Genomic DNA, 21605 nt, shown 5'->3' with positions numbered 1-21605 from the left:
GTACAGTAAATTAAAAAGGTGGCAATAAACGGCGAAAACCGTGCATTAAAACAATTATTAAAAAAAGTAAATTTCTAGGTAATATCCACCACCAACCATAACTAACAGGGGTATTTTTTTGATAGTTATTATTGATATTTTCGGTTAATCTATCAGCAATTTTGATTAATAATCGAGTATTTCTGGGAAAATCTAAAATTTTTTTCTGCCATTGTTTTGGAATTGCTGATTCTCCCATCGTTACGCCACATAATGCCCCAGTTATTGCCCCAGTGGTATCTGTATCACCACCACAGTTAAATACTGATTCTAAAGCATCTCGAAAATTATCAAAATGAGAATACCAAGCATAAATCGCTATAGGCACTGTTTTATATACATAACCTGAAATACCTTTTTCTTGTCCGATTAATTGCGCAAATTCTGCCACGGATGATGATTGTTTTAAGCTATAAATGAGTTGATCCGTTAAATTTAACCATTCCGCTTCTTTATCTTCAACTAATCTTAAAATTAATTCTAATTCGTCAATATCAGGGCATTGTTTTAAATCTTCTCTCACAATCCAAGCTATAATATAGGCGATCGCTTTTGCACCAATTAAAGCACGGGGATCACTATGGGTTATCCTAGTAGATAAACGAATAAAAATGTCTAATTTCGGCAGATTATCGGCAAAATAAGCCCCTAAAACACTCGATCGCATTGCTGCACCATTTCCTGCAGAATAAACACCGCTATTGTAAGGGGAAAACCCTAACCATAATTTGATAATGGATTTTAGAGTCCCTAAACCCACTCCAGCAGGTAACGATAACAACCATAGTTTGAGACACCATGAAAATCTTTTAAGGAAAACTTCTTCAGAATCACCACAGGCAAGAAGACATTGAGAGATGAAGATAGTATGTTCTGTATCATCGCTAATCATGCCGTAACCAAAGATTAATCCTTGATGCCATTTTTCTCGAAAAAGTTGTTTATTGCGTCTTCTGGATATGCCCTCGGCGGGTAAACCAACGGAATCACCAACGGCTGTACCTATTAACAATCCTCTGATGCGCTCAAGTTGATTCATTTTCAAATTTACAATGTAGGGGCGAATGGTATTCACCCAATGCTATTCCACCGATAAATAAAAGTTAATGCCATTAACCTTTACAGAGGATCACGATCTTCGATTAGATGATAAGGAGAAAAATTGTCATAGGTTAAGTTTGATTTGCGAGTTTTTTGTATATCTTCGCGAATTTGCTCTAAATCTATATAACGATCTGCTACATTAATTAAAGTATCACTAGTCATTGATCGCAAACTGACAACTTCAATACGCGCCCCTCGATAACTTACTGCATCTACCGCATAGGCTAAGTCACCATCACCGCTTACTAATACAGCAGTATCATAAGAGCCAACCAAAGCCATTAAATCCACTGCAATTTCTACATCTAAATTGGCTTTTTTTGAGCCATCAGGTAATTGTACTAAATCTTTGGCAATTACTCGATAACCGTTACGACGCATCCAGAGTAAGAAACCTTGTTGTTTTTCATTACTGCGATCAACTCCAGTATAGAAGAAAGCTCGTAGTAATTTTGCCCCGGCAGTTAAACGATATAAAAGTTTAGTGTAATCGATCTCCACCCCCAATTGTAAAGCGGCATAAAACAGATTTGAACCATCAATAAAAATGGCTACTTTGCCTCTATTTTCTAAAACTTGTTCTGGTGGAAAAACGGGATCACTATCAAAATTATCCCACATTTTTTTATCCTTATTTTGAAGTAAAATTTATTTGAAAAATTGGTTTAATAGAAAATTGTTTTAATATAAAAAAGAGTTTTAAAAAGTGGACATTAAATTATTAAAGTTAATTAGCAAGAAAAATTTATTATGATGAAAATTAGTTATTTTTAGTTAAATATCTATTATATATTAACAATACTTGAGTTTTAAATATCCAAAATAAATTAATATAATCTATTTATTTAACTTATGACTATTTCTCTGGAAAAATAATTAATCAGCAATTTATGATTAATTATTAACTATCAATTGTTATAGGAGGTTCTAATTTAACAAATACAGGACTAGCCTTGGGTAAATTTTGATTTAAAGGTAGAATACCCCATTCAAAATGACCTCTATCTATATATGTTTTAACGCCTAAATCTTTTTGATTAAAATCGAAATTATAGCCTAATTGATGATAAATTTTGTTGCTTACATTTGGGATAATTGGAGCTAAAATAAAAGCAGAAAATCTCACAGATTCTAAGACAGTGTAAAGAATTTTTTCAACTTCTTTTTGTTCTCCTTTTTTATATAAACTCCAAGGTGCAGTTTCATCAATAAATTTATTACAATTGCGTACTAAAATTAACGCATCTTCACAGACTAAATGGAATTTATAAATTTTATAAGCCTCAGGAAAACGATATTTTAAGGTTTCACCAATTTGTTTAACATTATTCTCATCAGGGATATTTTTACCTAATATAGGTGGTAAAACTCCTCCACAGTACTTATTCAACATTCCTAAACTGCGATTTAATAGATTTCCTAAGTCATTTGCTAAATCTGCATTGAGAATATTCACAAAACGAGTTTCATTGAAGTCACCATCTTTACCAAATTCGATTTCTTTGAGAAAATAGTAACGTACGGCATCAGAACCATATTTATCAAGAAGACTAAAAGGATCTAAAGTGTTACCTAAAGTTTTTCCCATTTTTTGTCCATCTTTGGTTAAAAATCCATGACCAAATACTTGTTGTGGTAGAGGTAAATTCGCTGACATTAACATTGCGGGCCAATAAACGGCATGAAAACGTAATATATCTTTACCAATGAGGTGTAAATTAAATGGATACCACTTTTTTAGGGCATTTTCGAGAGTTGGTGCTTCATTTTCATCTAATAAAGCGGTAATATAACCTAGAAGAGCATCAAACCATACATAAATAGTATGATTTGGATCATTAGGAATGGGAAACCCCCAAGAAACATTTACCCGTGAAATGGAAAAATCTTGTAAACCTTGCTTAACAAAATTTAATACTTCATTACGTCTGGTTTCTGGTTGAATAAAATCAGGGTTTGATTGGTAAAGTTCTTCTAATGCTTGTTGATAACGGGAAAGACGAAAAAAGTAGTTTTGTTCATCTCGCCATTCTGCTTTGAGGTTAGTATGAGTGGGACAACAACCATCTTCTAATAGTTCTCTTTTCTCCTTAAATTCCTCACAAGCAACACAATACCATCCTTGTTGTTGATCAAGATATATGTCATTTTGCGTCCAAACTATTTCAAAAAATTCTTTGACTATAGCATCATGATTTTTTGCAGTAGTACGACTAAATCTGTCATATTGTATATTGAGTTTTTCCCATAAGTCACGAAAACTAGCTGCTATGCGATCGCAATGTATTTGTGGCTCAATACCACCTTGTTCTGCTGTGCGTTGGATTTTCTGCCCATGTTCATCAGTGCCTGTTACAAATAAAACTTCATTACCACAAAGCCTTTGCCAACGGGCGATGACATCAGCAATCATAGTAGTATAAGCACTACCTATATGTGGTAAACCGTTAACGTAATATAAAGGGGTTGTTAAAGAAAAAGTTGTTTTTGAAATAGAGTTATTAAAACTATTCATCTAAAAAGTTAAAGGGTGAATTATCAATCCTAAATTTTATGTTTAAGTTTTTATAATTTAATATACCTATTGTAAACCTTTTTTATTCTTTACGTTTTTTTTATTATTGTTAATGTTAGTAAAGTTAACAGTATGGGAAAAAAAGACGACATTAAACGGTTTCTTTGACAGAATAAGTAAAAGGAAAGGTATTTTGTAGCTGAATTAATTCATCTCGATGAGCTTGAATTGTAATTACTGTATCTGAAGATTCTTGGGTATTTTTATCTAGTCGAAAAGCAACTTTTTCTACTCTATTTGCACCTTTCCAATAGAAAAAACCAGCAAGAGGGGCTAATATTAATAGTCCTAAAAATATATTACTGTCAGTGGTAAATATCATTGATAAAACTAAAGCACAACAAAATAAACCACAACCAGCTAAAACAGTAAGAAAAAAAGCTAAAAAAACACTTGGTAAAACTTCACCTTCTAAAGTTACTTTATTAGTTTCTGTGTCTATAGCTTTGACTCGATAAGATCTTGTTTGAAAATAATCTCTTAAATAGCTTAAAATATTGTCTTCATTATCTTGACAGGCAATAGTAACAATTTCGGTACGATCTTTTATACTTCCTCTGATGAAGAAAAATAGGCCGATCATTAATAAAATTGTAAGAGATAAAATAGAAATCATAAATAATAAGTGGTGAGTAATTTAGGAATTGCTTTTGTTAATTGTTTTTGATGATTGATAATAATTGTGATAGTTGGAGCGATAATATCCTCCTTGATCATTATATTTGATTCCGTTAGCAACAATACCTAATAGGGGAATATGAGATATTTTTACCTGTTCTATCACCTGTTGTAAAGGATTTTTCTCTGTTTTACCCAATTTAACTACTAAAACTAAACCGTTGGTATGAGGAGTGATAATTCTAGCATCGGAAAAACCTAAAATGGAAGGGCTATCAAATAAAATTAAATCAAATTGTTGAGATTTTTTTAATTGTTTGATTATGTACTGCATTTTTTTTGAATGTAATAATTGAGTAGGGTCTAGTACTATCTGTCCCGCCGTAATCACTGATAGGTTTTCCCACTCAGGTATTTTTTTGATAACTGATGATAAATCACTTTCTTTACCTAAAATATCACTTAAACCATTATTGTTATTTATTCCTAAAAGATGGTGTAATTGAGGTAATCGTAAGTCTGCATCAATTAGTAATACTTTTTGTCCTATGGCGGCTGCCGCTTTTGCTAAATTTAAGGTAATGGTGGATTTACCTTCTGCAGGATTTGCAGAACTGATTACTAATGAAATTACGGGAGAATCTAAGCCAATCAAACTGATATTAGTGTAAAGATTACGAAAAGATTCAATCCAATAAGACGATTTATACTCTTCTATTTCAGTGGCTTTTGACATCCAATTTGGTGGAGATTCAGTGTGTGTGTTAAAAGAAGGCAAAGTTTTATGGATAATTTTTTCGATAGAATTAATGTTTTTCTGAACAGGAATTTCCCCTAATATTGGTTGTTTTGCATAACTTTTTAGTTGGTTTAAAGAATAAATCTTGTCGTCTAATTTATCAACTATTAATGAAGTTATTGTACCTAAAATTAATCCTCCTAAAAAACCAATAATCATATTATTTAATGGTATGGGATAAATGGGCTTTTTAGGCTTTTGTGGTGGACTAATTACCCGCCAATTTACTGTTTTTTGAACTTGTTCTAATTCTAACTTTTCTTTGATTTCTAAAAATCTTTTTAAACTATCAGTATTAGATTGCAGTTCTCTTTGTAAATCTGTATATTTTCTGGTGAGATCGGGCATTTTTTGGGTATGCTGATTAATTTGTGCTAAAACTATTTTTAAACTATCAATTTTTGTCTGCAACATTTTAATTTCGTTGGCTTTTGATAGCAATTCTTCGGTTAATTTGGTACGAATTTGATTAGGAGTAGATAAGGCAATTGATTGTTGGTCTGTAATATTACCAAAGTTTTTTGCTAAAGTATTATTACTTTCTTGTCTTAATAATTTTAGTAAATTTTCTCTTTTTTCTTTTAAGGTAATAATTTGAGGACTTTCATCAGTAAAAACTGCGGATTGTACTGCTAATTCTACTTCTAAATCTTGTAATTGTTTTAATGAATTTTGATAAGTAGGGGATTGAGTTAAATTACTGACAGCAATAGCTTGTTCAGGGGATAAATTTAATTGTTGTTGTATATTAATATAAGCAGAATTAGCTTGTTGTAACTGAACTTGTGTTGCTAAATAATCTTTTTCTACAGTAATCAACTGTTGAGTTAATTCTGTGGCTTTAATTTGAGGATCAATAAATTGATATTGTTGTCTTAATTTTTGTAATTGGTTTTGTAAAGAGCTAACTTGATTTTCTAATTGTGGTACTTGATTGCGAACAAATTTTAAACCTTCATTAATATTATTTTTATTTTCTTCTAAATTATTAGCTAAATAACTATCGGCAATTTTATCTAAAACGTATTTAATCTTTTCAGGATTTTTATTTTTAAAGGTAACTTCTAATATTTTTGTATTTTCCAATGGTTTGATTGTTAAATTATCTAAATTTTCGAGGTTAATATCTTCATAAATATCTGGATATTTAATAGCAATTTCCTCTAAAATAGGCAACAAAACACTGGAACTACTTAAAATTTGTATTTCTGTATTGTAATCAATTTCTGCTAACTGAGATGGAGAGATTCCTCCATTTATATTAATATTATTATTAACATCATTTTTTCCTTTTTCTTCATATTTTTCCACTAATAACATGAATTTACCTTGATAAATAGGTGATTGTTGATAAGTCCAAAAACCTACGATGGCAGTAATTCCTGTTGTTACAGTTATCAAAACAATCCAGCGTCTTTTTAAGGACGCAAAAAATTGATAAAAACCATGAGGATTATCTTTTTTTTCTTCAGTTATTTTTGACTTTATAGGTAAAGAAGAAACGACTTTGTTTTCTATCTCCTGATGGTTATTATTAATAGAATTCAATTCAAAATCAGATTTTTTTTTCTTAAACATTTTTTATAATTAATAACTAATTATTACTAAAAACATTAAACAAATTTAACACAGAAAAAGTTCTACCAATAGGTCCTAAAATCGTCTCAAAACTATCGGAAAAAGCGGTTATACCATTTCTGTTAACGATAATGACATCATTATTTTTAAGAATAGGATTTGTTTGTTCATTGACTCCCGCTGATAAATTCACGTTAACATCTCTTTTTGTGACTGTGCCATTGGGATTTACTCTTACCAGTTGAACTACACTATTATTTGCTCGACGTTCATCAAAACCACCAGAAGCTAATATTGCGGCATTCAAAGAACTATTTGGGGTTATTTTTAATGCTCCGGGTTTCCTCACTGATCCTACTACATTAACGGTAATTTCGGCAGGAGAAAAGTTTGCTGATGCTATGGTTTGAGCTTCAGTGGGATCAAGTTCTTCCGCTCTGGGTACAATAATTGTATCCCCATTTTGTAAAACAATATCTTTATTTACATCTCCTGTTTCTAACATTTCCCATAGATTAATCTCAATGTTTTGCTCTTGTCCATCTCTTGTTGTTCTATTCACCGTAATTTGACGAATATTTGCCATTTCTCGAATACCTCCACTTTGTTGTAAGGCGATCGTAAGTCTAGGTGGTCCTGTCTCAATAGGTACAGTATAAGCACCTGGGCGATTAACTTCTCCAACAATGGTAATATTAGGCGGTTGAGCAAATTTAATGCCAAAATTGGCATCGACTAATTGACGGTATTCTTTGACATTAATGGTTTCTTGTTTGGGTATGATAATCACGTCTCCGTCTTGTAAGTCAACGTCTTGTTTTAAGTCTCCTTGTTGTAATAGTTGCCAAAAATCGATGGTGTATATTCTTTCCCCTTTCTCCTCTTGTCTTTTTAACAAAATTTCTCTCACATTGGCTGAGATAGTTAAACCCCCTGCTTTTTCCAGTAAATCTGTTACTTTTGGTCGTTTTCTATCTCCTAAGTCTGGATTGAGGGTATATTTACCGGGTATATTTACTTCTCCTGCGATCGCCAATTTGAGAGGGCGTTGTGCCATAAGTGTAACGGTTATAGCAGGACGTTTAAGAAATCTTGCATATTCCTTTGTAAAAAGTTGATAAACTTCTTGAACTGTTTTTCCTGCAATATTAAAAGTACCAATAAGAGGAATTGACACTGTGCCATCTGTAAATATTTGAAAATCCCCACCTTGATCAGGGAGATCATATACACTAACTCGGATAATATCTCCAGGACCTAGGCTATAAGGCTTTATTTCGGGTAAAATATTCTGACGATTAGTAGATTGTATAGAAGGTAATAAACCTTGATTTTCTATAACTGTAGGAGATTGAGCATGAATAGCGGAAGAGATTAATAATATAGGAATATTAATCCCTATTCCTAGGATCTGATGAGTAAATTTAGATATCATAGATAAAAGATTTTATAGTTCAATTTAATATTGTTATTTTAAATATTTTTATCATACTCGATCATCAAATATACTTTCTTAAAAGCTCTTCAAAGTGATTATCAATTTTGACTAAGGATACAAAAAAAGATTGTTTCTAAACATTTAATTATTCACTGTTAATTTACTAGCAATAGGCATTTTCCAGCCTGTTCCAAATGCGCGGTCAGTAATTTTTAATCCGGGAGGAGCTTGTTTTCGTTTAAATTCAGCACGAATAACTAATTTTATTACTTTCTTAATAATGTCTAAATTATGACCACTTTGGTTAATTTCTTCTATGGATTGATGTTTATTAATATAACGTTCTAAAATATCATCTAAAATTTCGTAAGGTGGCAAAGAATCTTCGTCTTTTTGATCAGGTTTTAACTCTGCACTAGGAGGCTTTATTAAAATATTATTGGGAATTATTTCTTTATTTCTATTAATCCATTTACAAATACGAAACACTTTTGTTTTTGGTACATCAGCAATTACGGCTAAACCTCCATTCATATCACCATAAAGAGTACAATATCCCACTGCCATTTCTGATTTATTCCCTGTTGATAATAATAAATAACCAAACTTATTTGCGATCGCCATTAATAAAGTTCCTCTAATTCGTGATTGCAAATTTTCTTCAGCTATTCCAAATTCTGTATTTTTAAATAAAGGATTTAATAAAAAATCATAACTTTTCATGACTTCTTTTATCGGCAAGATTTCACTTTTAATTCCTAAATTTTTAATTAATTTTTCTGCATCAATAATAGAATGTTTTGAACTATAAGGAGAAGGCATTAACACTGCAAAAACATTATCTTTTCCTAAGGCATCAACAGCAAGAGTAGCAACTAAAGCTGAATCAATGCCTCCACTTAAGCCCAAAATAACTTTAGTAAAACCACACTTTTTAGCATAATCTCTTATTCCTAAGACTAAAGCTTGATAAATTTCTTTTTCTTCTGTGGTAATTAAATTATTAATTAAACTAGGTAATAAATCATTATTTTTTTCTTGATATTCGACATAAGTTAAATCTTCTTGATAAGGATTACATCTATTTACAATATCTCCTGCTTGATTCAATGCACAACTATAACCATCAAAAATTAAATCATCATTTCCACCTACCTGATTAACATAAATAATCGGTTTTTTATATTTATTAACAATATGATTTAACATTGCTTCTCTTACCTTTTGTTTTCCCACAATATAAGGTGAAGCTGATAAATTAATAATTAAATCTACATCTAAATTTACTAAGTCTTGAAGAGGATTTATTTCATAAGTTTTTTTGCCCCAAAATTGTTCATCATTCCATAAATCTTCACAAATTGTTACACCAATTTTGACGTTATCTAAATTAAAGTAATTGACTTCATTTCCAGCACTAAAATAACGATCTTCTTCAAATACGTCATAGGTTGGTAATAATCTTTTATGGAATATTTGATGAATTTTACCATTATTAATTAAGGCAACACTATTATAAAGGGGCTTTTTACCTTCTTTATTGGCAAAAAGATTAAATGTTACTGTGCCAACCAAGACATAAATTTCCGAAGGAATCTTACGTGCTAATTCTGATAATTCTTCAGCCATAGCACTAATAAAATCTTGATTTAATAGTAAATCTTTAGGAGGATAACCGCACAGAGATAATTCAGGGGTTAATAATAATTTTGCTTTTTCTTTAGCAGCTAATTCCGCTTTTTGTTTAATTTTTTTTGCATTATTTTTTATATCTCCTATGGTTGGATTGATTTGAGCGATGGCTATTTTCATGGTTATATAAAGATTAAGTGTTGTTCATGATAAATTCTGCATTCTATAACTATAACAATCCTAAATCATCTGAGTTCAAGATAAAAATACGCAGATATAGATTGAATTATCTTTTATTTTGAATATTGATCAATTTCAATCTTTTGTTAACTTTTGAAAATAGTTATTTTCTTAATTTAAAATTTTTTTAATCAAATAACCGCAACGATGTTCACCATCATTAATCCAATTAGTTCTTTCTACTTTACAATCAGGAAATAAAGAAGCAAACATTTCTAATTCATGACCACAAACTTGAGGATAAGATTCAGCTACGTCAGAAATAGCACAATTATGTTCACTTAAAAAAAATTGTTGTTGATGATCTAAATCTGTAGATTCTTCGACACAAAACAACTCTGCCATATAACCTTCTTCTTTTCTAATTTCTACTAGCTGACTAACTCTTTGTTTTAAAGTTTTACCAGTAATATATTGTCTATAATTTTCCGCTTTTCTTTGCCACTGCTTTTCTAATACTTTACTAACCTGATTTTCACCTACCGTTTCGGTAAGGGTATCTAAAAACGACACTGCAAACTCACCGTAATTTTGGGGAAAACGATTACGTCCTTTCCGAGAAAGAGAATAAAGATGTTGTGGTCTGCCTGTCTTTATTTGGGTAATATCTTTTATTATTAATCCTTGATCTTCCAACTCTTTTAAATGTCGGCGAGTTGCTTGAGCACTAATATCCATAACTTCAGCTATAGTTTGAGCCGAAGCCTTATTTTCTTTAAGCAGATATTGCAAAATAGAATCTTTACTAGATTGTTGTAGGGAAGTCGTCATCATCTCCCTTTAAAGTATCAATAAAACTAATAATTATCAAAATCCGAGAATAAAACAACTTTTTAGTTGCTTAAGTTTTCAGTATAGCAGTTTATTTTCTCAAAAATATTCAACATCAAAGGTTTCTCATGGTTAATTATTAATTGTCATAGTCTAATTTTATTGGTGACAACCCATAACTGAAGCGGTGTAAGTTCTTCCGATTTGCTCTAAACCGCCAAGAAAAAGATTAACTTGAAAAGGAAAGTCATTAGGGGATGATTTTTTCTCGATAATTAGAGGCTTTTGAGGATCAATTGTCACATTCTGTTGATTAAAAATTTCTTCTGAAGTTTGATCACTGTATTTAAGAAACATACTAAGATTAAATGAACCGCCATTAGGTGCGGTAATTGTAGTTACAAAACGATGAAAATTTATTCCTCCCGGCACAGCCCAATCAGTATTCCAATTATTGCGAGTGATTGTAATACCAAAAGGACCAGGAATAGTTGGTTGTGACACAGTTTTACTGACTTTACTGCCTTCACCACCCACTAATGAAAGAGGAATACAAGTTTCAGCTTGAGCTGGTAAATTTACAGTGATTATTAAAGCTAAAGTAGTCAAAAAAGTAGAACGAACAAACATACAAGACTTCTTATTTTAAAATGAACAGTTAATAGTTAATTTTGACCTAAATCAACAAGTTCAAGAAAAATTATTATGAATTTTTAAGTATCTTTTCGTTAACTTTATTTATCTCCATGACAGTTTTTCTGTATATTATCTGTGATAGGTTAAAGTCTGAAACATAATTTTAACTTTAATTTTTACCCGTAGTTGCCATGACACATAGCTTTCTCTTAGAACCTAGTAGTTGGATTATTAAAGGTACATGGTTAGATAAAAACCAAAAATCTTCTTCTTTTAAGGGAGCTACTATTATCACATGGGATCAAACTAACTGGTTTTTGATGAAAACTAAAATTGTTTTTCCTAGTGGCGATCGCCCAGATATAACATTTGAATATAAGGGATTTTTACCTAATGGGAAAACTCAATATGCTTATGTATTGAAAAGGAATGACTTTGAAAAAGTAGAAGGAGAAGGCTGGTTAAGTAATGATTCCATTATTCAAAGATATTGGGTATTAGGAGATAATCGTCGTCTTAATGGTTTTGAAACCTACTTTTGTCTTGATGAAAATACTTATCACCTCACCAGTGGTATGATGACAGGCAATAATATTCTTAATACTTGGGAGGGAATTTTAGAACGTCACGGGTAAAATGTCAGAACATGAGTCAAAATAGGAATAGATAAGATTTGATATTGAAGTTAAATCATGAGTTTAGGGAAAAAAGACAATCGTATATTAGGTGATCGTTATCAACTGGTAGAATTAATCGGCTCAGGGGCGATGGGACAAGTGTATCGAGCTGAAGATCAGGTGTTAGGTGGAGTAACGGTAGCCGTCAAATTCCTCTCCCAAACTCTGCTAAATGAAAAAATGCGTCATCGTTTTGAAAGAGAAGCGACTATTAGTGCTTTATTAGGGGAAAAAAGCATTCATATTATTCGTGTAAGAGATTATGGTATTGATGAAAATGAAGTGCCCTACTATGTAATGGAATTTTTGGAGGGGCAGAGTTTAAGCGATATTATTAAATTTCAACCGATGGCATTAAAAAGATTTCTCTACATTACCCGTCAAATTTGTGTAGGAATGGATGCCGCCCATAGTGGCATAATGTTGCATGGAGAGCTTTGTCAAGTAGTACATAGAGATATTAAACCTAGCAATGTATCTGTAATGCAAGATCCAACATTGGGAGAATTAGTAAAAATATTAGATTTTGGAATCGCTAAATTAGTACAAGCAAATGCAACCCAAACTCATTCATTTATGGGAACTTTGGCTTATTGCTCCCCTGAACAAATGGAGGGTAAAGAGTTAGATAATCGTTCGGATATTTATAGTTTAGGGGTGATGATGTATGAAATGTTGACTCTGGAAATGCCGATTTTACCTGAAACATCTTCCTTTGGTGCATGGTATAAAGCCCATCATGATTTTGAACCACGCCCCTTTGAATCTCATTTACAAATACCTTCAGAATTAAAAAATATTATTCTTAAGTGTATGGCGAAATCCCGTGAAAATCGTCCTCAAACTGTTGCTGAAATCTTAAAAGTGATTGAAGGATTAGAAAAAAAGAATAGCCGTGGCAATTCTAGTAATAAAACAAGCTATTCTGGTCAAGAAACTGTAGTGGCAAGTAGTACTATGGATAATGATCGAACAGAAATTTCTGATGGTGTGGTAAAAACTTCCAAACCGAAAATAAATATTACAAAAGATACTCAATTAACTTGGCCCAAAAATAAACCTTTACAAAAAATTGTTTTCCCTCGTATTGTCAATACCCAAAATGAAACTTATCCTAGTTTGTGGGTAATGTTAGATAAACAAGATATTTTAAATCGTATAGTTAGTATTCGTTACAATCAATTTCTTTTTCTTAATTCGCCTCATCCAATGATTTTATGGATTACAGTAATTTATAATCCTACTCATGGTCCAAGATGGCTACCTTGTTATTTAGACTTAAAAACTGAAAGTGCGAGACAAGTGGTTGTTTCTCTTTCGGAATTAGGTAGTTATAAAATTTTATTTTTTGCGTTAGAAGAACCCGAAAAATGTCAACATAGTATGATTTCTACTATTGCATCTAATCAATGTGCCATTATGCAAGAATGGATTAAAAATAGTACTTCTTTTACCGATAAAGGAGAAGCTCAAATCAGTCGTAAACGCTTAAGGGATGAATTTGAACGTTTAAAACCTCGTATTTTACAAAAATTAGCCCAAAGCTATAAATAATTAACCTGAGTTAGATATAAAATTGTCGGTAAAAGTAAAACTAGAAGAGGATAGACTTAAACATTATTAAAATTGATTTTTGATAATTATTTATCACATTTAATTCAGATGTTGACTTATTTTGAAAACAATCTGCTCTATCTCCAAGTCATCCCCCTCCTCCCTGTCTTCCCTCCATCAGTTTTCTTCTGTCGAACTTCAGGTAGCGGGGATGATTATTCATTAAGACTCGTTCATATTTTTATAAGTAGCTACCGCAGAAGGAGAAATACGATTAAGGTAACGGAAAATCCAATATTTTAAAACGGTATCTAAAATAACAGGAAAAGTGGCAATAAATAAAAAATTAAAATCTCGATTTTCTGGTAAGCCAAAATGACGGGCAATATTTTCTAAAATAATTTCCCAGCCATGGGGAGAGTGAAAACCCACAAATATATCCGTAAATAGAATAATTAAAAAAGCTTTTGCTGAATCACTTAAGCCGTAAACTGTTTCATCAATAAAAGATTTTAGAATAGATAATTCCGATTTACTATAAACAAGTATTAAACCAAAGGCGATGAAAGAGAAAATATCAGCAAAAATATTTTTAATAGCATTAGAACTTTGATTACGAAAATTTTGAACTAATTCTTGAGCTTTTTCTTTAATTTTTTCTTCTTTTTCTTCGGCAGATAAATCAGGCATTAAACCAATAATATGTTTTAGATTGAGACTTTCTTCATAGGTTTTTAGTTCCATTAATGCTTCTTCTTGTAAATCTTGATTAATAAATACTACTTCTTGATGCTGAGAAAAATAAGGATCTATAAATACTTTTCCTAAGGTAATTTTAGCTAAATTATGTACTAATAAAGGTACTATAATTAATAATAATAAAAATTTAACAGAGATAGCTGTTTTATATCTTGATTTTCTAAATTTATTGATAACATTTTGTTCTGTTTCTACTGCTTTGGGATCAATTTCTTGTTTAATTCGATCTAAAGTTCTTAAAAAAGAACGAGGCAATACACTTGTCTTCCCTGATATTTTCTCGTTACTAGATGGAATATTAGTGGATGAATTATTAATAATTGATGATTTCGATAATTTATTCTCCTTCGACAAAGATTGTCCATTATCAGCAATGTTTTCTTTTGTTATTTCTACAGTTTTGAGTGATGTATTGTAATTGTTGTATTTATTAATAACTTGATCAATAAAATTTAATCTTTCTAAGATTAGCTCCTGTGTATAACTATTATCGATGGGATCATATCCTTGTTTATGATTATTCTCAAAAAAATTATGAACCGATTTACTGGCTTTAAATTGATTAATTTTTACGTCAATGATGCGTAAGTTTGAACGTAATTCCCCTTCAAAATAAGCAAAAACTTTATCCCCGTAATTACAATTATTGAGATCAATTTTTTGGCCGGCAAAATGTTCTGATTCGATTTTCTTGATGGCTAATGCTCTTTGATATGCTTCTTCTAAAGCGTTTTGAGAATTATTACCAATCCAGCGTTTAGTAGAGCGGAGAAAACGATTAAACATGGAATGCCAAGTAAAATAACATGATTAAACAAATATTTTATCTCAATAATCTAATAATAATTATCAATTAGGTGTAAATGATGAATAATCATAGCTTTGCCCTTAAACAAAACTGATAATCTCCTCCTACTTCTAATTGATAATCATGTGTTTCTAAAAAGCGACACAAGGGTTCTTGAATCAAACTACGTCCAAAAATAGGTTTTACAGATAATTTTCCCTGACGAAAATGCCATAAAAAAAACCATTGATAATTTCCCGCATTAACTTTTCCTTCTATATTTCCTTTTTGCCAACATTGATTAGTAATAGTTATTTGTGCAAGGGTATTTGGTAATGTCATGACTCGAATCATTTTTGATAATAAACATGAAAAATATTATTGATTGAATTTAAGGAAGCAATAATTTAAACAACAAAGGAGCGACAGAGTTGACAATTTGTACAAATGCAGGACTTCCTTCGTTTCCATCATTGGCTTCAGATTCAGTACGGGCTTTGACTAATTGTATAAAACGATTAGATAATACATAACCATCGGAGTTATCTTGAGCTTTAAATAATTCTTCTGCTTTTTCTCCATCTTTGATGGCAGGGTTAGTTTGCCCATAACGAGATTTAATAATTGCTCTACCTAGATAGGCTTGAGCGAAATCTGGATTCATTTCGATGGCTTGGGAATAATATTTTACCGCCATAGGATAATTTCCTTTTTTGTCTTCCGAAACACCCCATAAATAAAATTGCTCTGCGTTACCAGCATTAGCAGGAATCCCTACAACTCCTTGTATGTGAGCACTTGATATATCTGTGCCATTTAAAATAATACCTTGAACATAGGCATTTCTAAAATCACTATTATTTAACACCGCCCCAGAAAGATTTGCCCCAGAAAGATTTGCCCCATGAAAAGATGCACCACTTAAATTTGCATTACTTAAATCTGCCCCTGTCAAATTGGCACGACTTAAATTTGCCCCCATCAGGTTTGCACCTCTTAAGTTTGCCCCTGTTAAATTAGTCATGACTAAACCTACTTGGGTTAAATCACAATTTTCACACTGTTTAGTGTTTAATAATTGAGTTAAATGAGTGACATTTTCGGCACTCACGGAAAAGGGAAAAAGAATAGCTGTGAAGAAAGTTGAAAATATAATACTCAGTTTAGTCATAAAGATTTTTCAGTAAAATGTCAAATTAATTTGATCTATTGTACAAAATTTTTTTTTATTTTATAATGGATTTATTAAATTTAATCTAGTTATGTTAATTTTAATTATTAAAATTATATAAAAAATTGATAATTATTAAAATTAATTAATGTTTGAATACAAGCAAAATTTAAGCTAAAATAAGATTAGCATGACCATATAATTTGTTGTTAAGTTGACATTATGCCTCTGCAAATCCTCGTCACAGATGATGATCTTACCATTAGAAGATTAATCAAAGATTGTTTAGAATTACATGGTTATTCTGTTATTTTAGCTTCCGATGGTCAAGAAGCTCTCTCATTAGCTCATAAATATCATCCTCATCTTTTAATTTCTGATATTAGAATGCCTCATAAAGATGGTTATAATTTAGTCAAAGAGTTACGACAAAATCCTCATTTTCGTTTATTACCCGTAGTCTTTTTAACTAATAAACACTCAACCCAAGATAAAATTAGTGGTTATCAAGCTGGTTGTGATATTTACTTACCAAAACCCTTTCAACCAGACGAATTATCTGCTGTTGTACGTCATTTATTAGATAGATCACAAATTATTCAGTCAGAATTATTATTTACGGAAATTGATAATATTAATTATGAAGAATCTATTTCGATAATCAATGATGATGTATCAATCAAAAATAATTTTAGATTTACAAAAAGAGAAACAGAAGTTTTACATCTACTAATTAAAGGTTTTTCTAATTTAAAAATAGCAGAAAAATTATTTTTAAGTCCGAAAACAGTTGAAAAATATGTTAGTAATTTATTGAAAAAAACTGATTCTGCTAATCGAACAGAATTAGTAAGTTTTGTTTTTACTAATAAAATAATGTAGATAAAAAATTAGAATTTGATGAAATTTCACTATGATTTAGTTGTGATTGGTGGTACAAAACAAGGCATTTTAGCGGCAGAATATGCAGCAAAATTAGGAGCTAGAGTTGCTTTAGTGATTGATAGTGATTATTTAGAAGAAAATGATAATCAGAGTTTTGTATTAGAATTTAAAGATGATTTATTAAGATTAAATAATAACATCAGTTGTCAAGAATTTATTGCAGAAAAAAAACTTATTTTAATGCAAAAATCTTTACTGAATTTAGAATTATTAGAAGTTGATATAATTAAAAGTAACTGTTATTTTCATAACCATAAAAATCTAACTTTATTAACAAGTAAATATCAGCTAAAATCATCATCTTATTTATTAGCTAGTATTCCTCATCAACTATTTTTAGAAAATATTTTAGAGACTGATAATCATATTCAGATTAATCATCTCCTTTCTCAAGATAATTGGAATAATTTACCGCAAAATATTGTAATCTTTGGTGATGATATTTCAGCAATTTATTTAGCCAATAAATTAATAACTCTTGGTAAAAATATAACTTTAGTAAATCAAAATCAACAAATTTTACCAACAGAAGATGAAGATATTTCTTTTCAGTTGCAATTAATATTAGAATCTCAAGGAATTAAAATATATACTCAATCTCATATAAATAATTTTCATCACAATGGTGACACTGATAATCAAATAATTATTGTTACTAATCATATTTTTTTGAAAGAAAATAAATTAAGGTTAGATAACCTAGGTATTAAATCAGAAAAAGGAAAAATATTAGTTAATAATAAATTACAAACTCAACATCACCAAGTGTATGCTTGTGGAGATTTATTAGGAGGTTATAACTTAGACAATGTAACAGAATATGAAATTAAAATTGCTGTTAATAATAGTTTATTTTTTCCTTGGCAAAAGATAAATTATTATCATATTCCTTATATTTTATCAACTAATCCTCCTCTTTATCGGGTGGGATATACAGAAAAACAAGCAAGGTTATTATCTAATAAAAATATCAAAACTTTAATTATTAATTCTAATTTATTTTCTGGTTTAAGTTTAGGGGAGAATAACATCTTTATCAAAATTATTTTAGACGATAATAATAATTTACTTGGTTTTCATGGTTTAGGATTTGAATTGGAAGAAATATTAACAGGAATAACATTATTAATTAAACAAAAAAAAGTTTTAAGCGACTTATTTAAACTTAAATTTAGTCAACTAAAATCACTAGAAATAGTTAGAAATATTCAACAAGTCTGGTTAGCAAAAAATAATACACAACATCAGTTTATAATGAATTTATTAGAAACTTTTTTTATTTGGAAAAGAATGTAAATTAAATATGATTTATCAGAAAAAAAAGCAAGGTTATTTTATTGTGTTAGAAGGAATAGATGGTGCAGGAAGTACTACCCAAGCTAATTTACTAGAAAGATATTTTATCAATAAACAAAAAAAAGCAATAGTAAGTCCTGAACCTTCTTCTGGTAAAATAGGAAAATTATTAAGAGAATTTTTAGCCCATCAAAATAATTTTATTAACCAAGATTTATTTGATCAACAAATGGCTTATTTATTTGCCGCTGATCGTCACTATCATTTATATAATAATATTGATGGTGTACAAAAACTTATCCAAGAAAATACTCATGTTATTACTACTAGATATTATTTTTCTTCCCTTGCTTATAATGCTAAAACTGAAAAAGATTTTCAATTTGTTAGTTTATTAAATCGAGATTTTCCTCCTCCAGATTTATTAATTTATTTAGATATACCTGTCGATATAGCTTTGAATAGAATTAGCAATCGTGCTATCTTAGAAATATATGAAACTAAAGAAAAATTAACCAGAGTTAAAGAAAATTTTGAAAGAATTTTAAGTCAATATGAATATCCTTATGTAAAAATTGATGCCACTAAAATGAAAGAAGTAATACACAAAGAAATAGTCAATTCTTTAGAAAGAGTAAGATGAGGAGAATTGTTATTTATCAAAACAATAAGTATTTATTCTTAGAGAAAACAAGAAATTTTTTAAAAAATAACGACACAAATTCTGATATATTCATAATCATGAGCAAAAGCTATATTGATAATATATAGACTGCTGAAAACTAAACACAAATTTTAAAATTAACTTAAAAACAAACATGGCATTAAATAAATTTTTTGGGAAAAAAGAAAAAAACTATTTTTTAGAGATTGAGACTAAAACTGAAAATGAATCCTCAGCACAAGTAGAGGAAAATAAAGAAGAATCCACCTTAAAAACATCAATCACAGAAGAAAAAGAAACCGTTGCAGCTACAACGATTAAGCCTAAAGCTGATATAAGTTATGATGTACCAGATTGGGTAAAAGCTATCAAAAATTACTCTAATCAAAGTAATAGTAGTGCTTCTGCCACAGAAGGAGAAAATTTTGCTGGAAAGTATGTTACCAACAATGTACCACAATCTCGTCGTCGTCCAGGTCCTAGTTTAGCAACTTTTAAAGACATGGCATCAAAAATTGGTAAATAAGAAATTAGGAATTAGGAATTAGTAGGGATAATTAATGAATTATCCGTATCAGATTTAAAAATTAGGAATTAAAGATTTTTTCTCACTGTCAATTATCAATTATTTAAAAATGTCTGATTCTTATTCAAAAATTTTACTTAAAGATTTAAAGTTTATTTCTTATATAGACGAAAAGGGAATGATAAATCCTGAATTAGAAGGTAAAATTGGAATTTATGCTATTTTCAATGAAGATAAAACCTTAGAATATGTTGGCTATTCTCGCAATTTATTCATGAGTTTAAAGCAACATTTAGTTAGACAAACTGATAAATGTTACTGGCTAAAATTTTATGTGATTGAGCGCCCCAGTCGCACTATTTTAGAAGAAATTCGTAGTAATTGGTTAACGGAAAATAAAAATTTACCAAAAGGTAACAGTGAGGAAGAATTTTTGTGGACTCAAGCCATCGATGCTAAACTGACAATGACAGAAGATGATAAAAAAGAGTATCAGCAAAATGATGAATTAGGGAAAATTAAGTTACTTAAAAAAGTAGCCAGAAGATTAGAAGAAGAGGTAAAACAAAAACTACTAAGTCGTAATATAACCTTGGAAATTCGCTTCAATCCAAAATTAAAAGAAGAAGGTTTATTGGATTTGAAATAACGACAATTAAAGTCAAAACAAATCATCTTTAATTTTATTGATTAGGATGTCTAAGGAATAACAGTTTTACTTATGTTTAGTTGAATTGAAAAATACTATTATCCCAATGCTAAATCATTTGTGAAGAGTTAAAAATTAAAGCAATAAATCTTACTATAGCTTAATTCAAATTTTATAGTTGACAATTGACGGGTAAAATAGAGAAAAATCATCTCGTCCATCTAATTAAATTAGATAAAAAATTATGCTTCGTCGCCTTTTCGCTATTATTACTCTATCAATTTCCTTTTTTCTGTTAACCATAATCTTAACCCCTTCCGCAGAAGCTCTTGTAAAGATAAAAGTTACAGACGTGTCATATAAAGAATGTCCAGCAGGAGTTGGAGAAGGTAGTGTCACCAGTGGAGGTAGTGCTTTACCCGCTACTTGTTATTTAATTACAGGTAAGACTAATAACACATCTGGGAAAATTCTCTATGATGCTGATGTATTTGGAAGAATTTATGATGCAAATAATGAACCAGCGTTACAAAATCGTACCAGACTAGGTGCTTTAACGCAAGTACCACCAGGAGTAAGTGAGTTTGAGTTAAGAATTAGTGTACCATCTAACCAGCCTACTCCTTTAAAGCTAAAGCAATTTAAAGCCACTGGTTTCTCTACCAAAGTTTATCCTACCTTTTAAATTACTCCAACGATAGAGATTAACAATTGAGGAATTAACTGCAAAACAAAGATAGCTAAAATTGCAGAAAAATCTATACCTCCTAATGGGGGTATAAAAGAACGAAATATATTAAGATAAGGATCAGTAATAGGTGCTAAAAATGAAATGACGTTACCTGCCCATTCTGCCGTTTGAAACCAACTTAAAAGAATTCTCACAAATATAAGTATTAAATATAATTGAATAAAATTGGTTACTGTATTAATAACTAAATAGCTTATATTACTCATCGAATTAACATTACTCCATCTTGCATGGTAATTTTATCCTTTTTATCTTAACTCAGATTTTACCTCAAGGATAAAGATTAAAAAGATTAAGATGTCAGAAATTATCAGATTATCAAAAATCATGCTAACACGAATCTCATTTAAGTGGAATGGTGTTGATAAGCAAAAGAAAAAAGGCAACAAATAAAAG

General features: G+C 30.2%; 21 protein-coding genes. 8 read left to right on the top strand and 13 right to left on the bottom strand.

Translation table 11 applies throughout. The features are described 5' to 3' along the window. Window positions 1–10: 10 nt before the first annotated feature. The 9 genes from GM3708_RS06190 to GM3708_RS06150 form a co-directional block, all read right to left on the bottom strand. Window positions 11–1078 carry an ADP-ribosylglycohydrolase family protein gene (locus GM3708_RS06190; RefSeq protein ID WP_066344930.1) on the bottom strand — a complete coding sequence of 356 codons (1068 nt, stop codon included), beginning with the start codon at window positions 1076–1078 and terminating at the stop codon, window positions 11–13. Window positions 1079–1158: 80 nt separating this feature from the next. Then, a complete protein-coding gene (locus tag GM3708_RS06185; protein WP_066344928.1) occupies window positions 1159–1764 on the bottom strand; it encodes an NYN domain-containing protein in 606 nt (201 codons plus the stop codon). Between the two features lie 280 nt (window positions 1765–2044). Next, on the bottom strand, window positions 2045–3658 hold the full coding sequence (gene metG / locus GM3708_RS06180) for a methionine--tRNA ligase (RefSeq protein WP_066344926.1): 1614 nt from the start codon (window positions 3656–3658) through the stop codon (window positions 2045–2047). 151 nt (window positions 3659–3809) lie between these two features. Next, window positions 3810–4334, bottom strand: coding sequence for a cofactor assembly of complex C subunit B (locus GM3708_RS06175; RefSeq protein WP_066344923.1), 525 nt, complete (start codon window positions 4332–4334; stop codon window positions 3810–3812). A 21-nt stretch (window positions 4335–4355) separates the two neighbouring features. Then, window positions 4356–6713, bottom strand: a complete 2358-nt coding sequence (locus tag GM3708_RS06170) for a polysaccharide biosynthesis tyrosine autokinase (RefSeq protein ID WP_066344922.1) — start codon at window positions 6711–6713, stop codon at window positions 4356–4358. A gap of 16 nt (window positions 6714–6729) precedes the next feature. After that, on the bottom strand, window positions 6730–8148 hold the full coding sequence (locus GM3708_RS06165) for an SLBB domain-containing protein (protein ID WP_066344920.1): 1419 nt from the start codon (window positions 8146–8148) through the stop codon (window positions 6730–6732). A gap of 144 nt (window positions 8149–8292) precedes the next feature. Further along, window positions 8293–9963 carry an NAD+ synthase gene (locus GM3708_RS06160; protein ID WP_066344919.1) on the bottom strand — a complete coding sequence of 557 codons (1671 nt, stop codon included), beginning with the start codon at window positions 9961–9963 and terminating at the stop codon, window positions 8293–8295. A gap of 171 nt (window positions 9964–10134) precedes the next feature. Further along, window positions 10135–10794 carry an iron-sulfur cluster biosynthesis transcriptional regulator SufR gene (gene sufR, locus GM3708_RS06155; protein WP_066344917.1) on the bottom strand — a complete coding sequence of 220 codons (660 nt, stop codon included), beginning with the start codon at window positions 10792–10794 and terminating at the stop codon, window positions 10135–10137. A gap of 159 nt (window positions 10795–10953) precedes the next feature. Next, window positions 10954–11424, bottom strand: coding sequence for a hypothetical protein (locus GM3708_RS06150; RefSeq protein WP_066344916.1), 471 nt, complete (start codon window positions 11422–11424; stop codon window positions 10954–10956). Window positions 11425–11621: 197 nt separating this feature from the next. Here GM3708_RS06150 and GM3708_RS06145 point away from each other — a divergent pair, with 197 nt between their 5' ends. Both GM3708_RS06145 and GM3708_RS06140 read left to right on the top strand, forming a co-directional pair. After that, a complete protein-coding gene (locus GM3708_RS06145) occupies window positions 11622–12065 on the top strand; it encodes a hypothetical protein (protein ID WP_066344914.1) in 444 nt (147 codons plus the stop codon). A 57-nt stretch (window positions 12066–12122) separates the two neighbouring features. Continuing rightward, window positions 12123–13661: a serine/threonine-protein kinase gene (locus GM3708_RS06140; protein ID WP_066344912.1), complete on the top strand. Its 1539-nt coding sequence runs from the start codon at window positions 12123–12125 to the stop codon at window positions 13659–13661. A gap of 222 nt (window positions 13662–13883) precedes the next feature. Here the strand turns inward: GM3708_RS06140 and GM3708_RS06135 are convergent, their stop codons facing one another. From GM3708_RS06135 to GM3708_RS06125, 3 genes are all read right to left on the bottom strand, one after another. Next, window positions 13884–15206: a proton extrusion protein PcxA gene (locus tag GM3708_RS06135; RefSeq protein ID WP_066344911.1), complete on the bottom strand. Its 1323-nt coding sequence runs from the start codon at window positions 15204–15206 to the stop codon at window positions 13884–13886. An 88-nt stretch (window positions 15207–15294) separates the two neighbouring features. Further along, window positions 15295–15549 carry a DUF3146 family protein gene (locus tag GM3708_RS06130; protein ID WP_066349348.1) on the bottom strand — a complete coding sequence of 85 codons (255 nt, stop codon included), beginning with the start codon at window positions 15547–15549 and terminating at the stop codon, window positions 15295–15297. A 49-nt stretch (window positions 15550–15598) separates the two neighbouring features. Continuing rightward, the gene (locus tag GM3708_RS06125) at window positions 15599–16378 is read right to left on the bottom strand and encodes a pentapeptide repeat-containing protein (RefSeq protein WP_066344909.1); all 780 of its coding nucleotides are present in this window, start codon (window positions 16376–16378) and stop codon (window positions 15599–15601) included. 222 nt (window positions 16379–16600) lie between these two features. Between GM3708_RS06125 and GM3708_RS06120 the strand changes: the two genes are divergently transcribed. From GM3708_RS06120 to GM3708_RS06095, 6 genes are all read left to right on the top strand, one after another. Beyond that, the gene (locus GM3708_RS06120) at window positions 16601–17260 is read left to right on the top strand and encodes a response regulator transcription factor (RefSeq protein WP_066344907.1); all 660 of its coding nucleotides are present in this window, start codon (window positions 16601–16603) and stop codon (window positions 17258–17260) included. An 18-nt stretch (window positions 17261–17278) separates the two neighbouring features. Continuing rightward, window positions 17279–18619 carry an FAD-dependent oxidoreductase gene (locus GM3708_RS06115; RefSeq protein WP_066344905.1) on the top strand — a complete coding sequence of 447 codons (1341 nt, stop codon included), beginning with the start codon at window positions 17279–17281 and terminating at the stop codon, window positions 18617–18619. 7 nt (window positions 18620–18626) lie between these two features. Beyond that, on the top strand, window positions 18627–19262 hold the full coding sequence (gene tmk / locus GM3708_RS06110) for a dTMP kinase (RefSeq protein ID WP_066344904.1): 636 nt from the start codon (window positions 18627–18629) through the stop codon (window positions 19260–19262). 175 nt (window positions 19263–19437) lie between these two features. Next, entirely contained in the window at window positions 19438–19809 is a 372-nt protein-coding gene (locus tag GM3708_RS06105) for a hypothetical protein (RefSeq protein WP_066344901.1), read from the top strand. 109 nt (window positions 19810–19918) lie between these two features. Then, entirely contained in the window at window positions 19919–20458 is a 540-nt protein-coding gene (locus GM3708_RS06100) for a GIY-YIG nuclease family protein (RefSeq protein WP_066344899.1), read from the top strand. Window positions 20459–20702: 244 nt separating this feature from the next. Beyond that, window positions 20703–21143 (top strand): hypothetical protein, encoded by a 441-nt coding sequence (locus GM3708_RS06095; protein WP_066344897.1) that lies wholly within the window; start codon window positions 20703–20705, stop codon window positions 21141–21143. On the opposite strand, the gene GM3708_RS06090 is transcribed toward GM3708_RS06095, so the two are convergent. Next, window positions 21140–21415, bottom strand: a complete 276-nt coding sequence (locus GM3708_RS06090) for a YggT family protein (RefSeq protein WP_066344895.1) — start codon at window positions 21413–21415, stop codon at window positions 21140–21142. The two genes, GM3708_RS06095 and GM3708_RS06090, sit on opposite strands and share 4 nt — an antisense overlap. Window positions 21416–21605 lie beyond the last annotated feature (190 nt).

It is taken from the genome of Geminocystis sp. NIES-3708 (assembly GCF_001548095.1).
Lineage (GTDB): Bacteria > Cyanobacteriota > Cyanobacteriia > Cyanobacteriales > Cyanobacteriaceae > Geminocystis.
The sequence above is the reverse complement of the archived record's forward strand: the minus strand, read 5'-3'. Positions and strand labels throughout refer to the sequence as shown.

Coding starts and splice junctions, on each gene's coding strand:
- GM3708_RS06175 (WP_066344923.1), bottom strand. CDS start 4,334: ATGATTTCTATTTTATCTCTTACAATTTTATTAATGATCGGCCTATTT.
- GM3708_RS06135 (WP_066344911.1), bottom strand. CDS start 15,206: ATGTTTAATCGTTTTCTCCGCTCTACTAAACGCTGGATTGGTAATAAT.
- GM3708_RS06165 (WP_066344920.1), bottom strand. CDS start 8,148: ATGATATCTAAATTTACTCATCAGATCCTAGGAATAGGGATTAATATT.
- GM3708_RS06190 (WP_066344930.1), bottom strand. CDS start 1,078: ATGAATCAACTTGAGCGCATCAGAGGATTGTTAATAGGTACAGCCGTT.
- GM3708_RS06115 (WP_066344905.1), top strand. CDS start 17,279: ATGAAATTTCACTATGATTTAGTTGTGATTGGTGGTACAAAACAAGGC.
- GM3708_RS06105 (WP_066344901.1), top strand. CDS start 19,438: ATGGCATTAAATAAATTTTTTGGGAAAAAAGAAAAAAACTATTTTTTA.
- tmk (WP_066344904.1), top strand. CDS start 18,627: ATGATTTATCAGAAAAAAAAGCAAGGTTATTTTATTGTGTTAGAAGGA.
- GM3708_RS06090 (WP_066344895.1), bottom strand. CDS start 21,415: ATGAGTAATATAAGCTATTTAGTTATTAATACAGTAACCAATTTTATT.
- GM3708_RS06160 (WP_066344919.1), bottom strand. CDS start 9,963: ATGAAAATAGCCATCGCTCAAATCAATCCAACCATAGGAGATATAAAA.
- GM3708_RS06125 (WP_066344909.1), bottom strand. CDS start 16,378: ATGACTAAACTGAGTATTATATTTTCAACTTTCTTCACAGCTATTCTT.
- GM3708_RS06150 (WP_066344916.1), bottom strand. CDS start 11,424: ATGTTTGTTCGTTCTACTTTTTTGACTACTTTAGCTTTAATAATCACT.
- GM3708_RS06170 (WP_066344922.1), bottom strand. CDS start 6,713: ATGTTTAAGAAAAAAAAATCTGATTTTGAATTGAATTCTATTAATAAT.
- metG (WP_066344926.1), bottom strand. CDS start 3,658: ATGAATAGTTTTAATAACTCTATTTCAAAAACAACTTTTTCTTTAACA.
- GM3708_RS06095 (WP_066344897.1), top strand. CDS start 20,703: ATGCTTCGTCGCCTTTTCGCTATTATTACTCTATCAATTTCCTTTTTT.
- GM3708_RS06185 (WP_066344928.1), bottom strand. CDS start 1,764: ATGTGGGATAATTTTGATAGTGATCCCGTTTTTCCACCAGAACAAGTT.
- GM3708_RS06100 (WP_066344899.1), top strand. CDS start 19,919: ATGTCTGATTCTTATTCAAAAATTTTACTTAAAGATTTAAAGTTTATT.
- GM3708_RS06120 (WP_066344907.1), top strand. CDS start 16,601: ATGCCTCTGCAAATCCTCGTCACAGATGATGATCTTACCATTAGAAGA.
- sufR (WP_066344917.1), bottom strand. CDS start 10,794: ATGACGACTTCCCTACAACAATCTAGTAAAGATTCTATTTTGCAATAT.
- GM3708_RS06145 (WP_066344914.1), top strand. CDS start 11,622: ATGACACATAGCTTTCTCTTAGAACCTAGTAGTTGGATTATTAAAGGT.
- GM3708_RS06140 (WP_066344912.1), top strand. CDS start 12,123: ATGAGTTTAGGGAAAAAAGACAATCGTATATTAGGTGATCGTTATCAA.
- GM3708_RS06130 (WP_066349348.1), bottom strand. CDS start 15,549: ATGACATTACCAAATACCCTTGCACAAATAACTATTACTAATCAATGT.